This is a genomic window from Sphingomonas sp. (genome assembly GCF_035555815.1).
GTDB lineage: Bacteria > Pseudomonadota > Alphaproteobacteria > Sphingomonadales > Sphingomonadaceae > Sphingomonas.
The window spans coordinates 1-2,167 of the sequence record NZ_DATMGG010000179.1 but is presented as its reverse complement, the minus strand read 5'-3'; the positions used below and the strand labels follow the sequence as shown (position 1 = coordinate 2,167).

Sequence of the window (2,167 nt, the reverse complement as noted above, 5' to 3'; positions counted from 1 at the left end):
CTGACCGGGCGACGCGACCGCATCCGCACGCTCAGGCAGGGTGGCGGACTGTCCGGCTTCACCAAGCGCAGCGAGAGCGAATATGATCCGTTCGGGGCGGCGCATTCGTCGACCTCGATCTCCGCCGCGCTCGGGTTTGCTACCGCGAACAAGCTGACCGGCGCGCCGGGCAGGGGCATCGCGGTGATCGGCGACGGCGCGATGTCGGCCGGCATGGCCTATGAGGCGATGAACAACGCCGAGGCGGCGGGCAACCGGCTGGTGGTGATCCTCAACGACAACGACATGTCGATCGCGCCGCCGGTTGGCGGTCTGTCTGCCTATCTGGCGCGGATGGTCAGCTCCAGCGAGTATCTCGGGCTGCGCAGCCTGGCGAAGAAGATCACCCGCCGCCTGTCGCGCCGCGTCCACAATGCCGCGCAGAAGGCGGAGGAGTTCGCGCGCAGCATGGCGACCGGCGGCACGCTGTTCGAGGAACTGGGATTCTACTACGTTGGCCCGATCGACGGCCACAACCTCGACCATCTCATCCCGGTGCTGGAGAATGTCCGCGACAGCGACCAGGGGCCGATCCTGGTTCATGTCGTGACCAAGAAGGGCAAGGGCTATGCCCCGGCCGAGGCGGCGGCGGACAAATATCACGGCGTCCAGAAATCCGACGTGATCACCGGCGCGCAGGCCAAGGCCCCGCCGGGACCGCCGCAGTACCAGAACGTGTTCGGCGAGGCGCTGACCAAGGAGGCCGAGTCCGACGACCGCATCGTCGCGATCACGGCGGCGATGCCGTCGGGCACGGGGCTCGACAAGTTCGCCAAGGCGCACCCCGATCGTTTCTTCGACGTCGGCATCGCCGAACAGCACGCGGTGACCTTTGCCGCCGGGCTGGCTGCGCAGGGGATGCGGCCGTTCTGCGCGATCTATTCGACCTTCCTCCAGCGCGCCTATGATCAGGTCGTCCACGACGTCGCGATCCAGAACCTGCCCGTCCGCTTCGCGATCGACCGCGCCGGTCTGGTGGGGGCGGATGGCGCTACGCACGCCGGCAGCTTTGACGTGACCTATCTGGCGACGCTGCCCAATTTCGTGGTGATGGCGGCGGCGGACGAGGCCGAGCTGGTCCACATGACCCATACCGCCGTGCTGCACGACAGCGGCCCGATCGCGGTGCGCTATCCGCGCGGTAACGGGGTCGGCGTGCCATTGCCCGCCACGCCCGAACGGCTGGAGGTCGGCAAGGGCCGCATCGTCCGGGAGGGGCACAAGGTCGCGATCCTCAGCCTGGGCACTCGGCTGGCCGAGGCGATGAAGGCCGCCGATGCGCTGGAGGCAAAGGGGCTGTCGACCACCGTCGCCGACCTGCGCTTCGCCAAGCCGCTGGACGAGGCGCTGATCCGCCGGCTGCTGACCACGCACGAGGTGGCGGTGACGATCGAGGAAGCGGCGGTCGGCGGGCTGGGCGCCCACGTCCTGACCTTTGCCAGCGATGCCGGGCTGATCGACGCCGGCCTGAAACTGCGCACCATGCGCCTGCCCGATCTGTTCCAGGATCAGGACAAGCCCGAGACGCAATATGCCCAGGCCCGGCTCGATGCTGATGCGATCGTCGATACGGTGCTGGCGGCGCTGCGGCACAACGCGACGTCGATGACCGGACTGACCGCGTGATTCGAAAAGTCGCGGTGGCGGCGCTGGCGGGCGTTGCGCTTGCCGGCGCGGCCGCTGCCTCGCCGCCGCCGGGCGAACTGACCGTGCGGGTCAGCAACGTCCGCAACGCCAAGGGCGTGGTACGCATCGGGCTTTGCCCGCAGGCGGCGTTCCTCAAGCCCGACTGTCCCTATGAAGCCGCGGTCCCCGCGCACACCGGCGTGACGACGCTGACGCTGCGCGGCGTTGTGCCCGGCGCCTATGGGTTACAGGTGTTTCACGACGAGAATGCTAACCATAAGGTCGACAAGGCGCTGTTCGGCTTGCCCAAGGAAGGGGTGGGCTTTTCCAACGACGCGCCGATCCGGATGGCGCCGCCGAAATGGTCCGACGCGGTGTTCGCCGTTGCCGGCGGCGCGCAGACGATTCAGGTCAAGATGCGCTATTTCCTCTAGGGTGGAGCGAGCCGTGACGGATCAGGCCCCGCGAACCGCACCGCACCTGTCACTCCCGTCTTGTGCCG

Annotated in this window: 2 protein-coding genes; both read left to right on the top strand. The window is 68.2% G+C overall.

What is annotated here, in order from left to right; all coding sequences use genetic code 11:
- Positions 1-1,665: 1-deoxy-D-xylulose-5-phosphate synthase (gene dxs / locus VNR91_RS09775; protein WP_325490575.1), on the top strand; the 1,665-nt coding region annotated here is incomplete at its 5' end.
- On the top strand, positions 1,662-2,099 hold the full coding sequence (locus tag VNR91_RS09770) for a DUF2141 domain-containing protein (protein WP_325490574.1): 438 nt from the start codon (positions 1,662-1,664) through the stop codon (positions 2,097-2,099). The genes dxs and VNR91_RS09770, both read left to right, overlap by 4 nt.
- Positions 2,100-2,167: the final 68 nt, after the last annotated feature.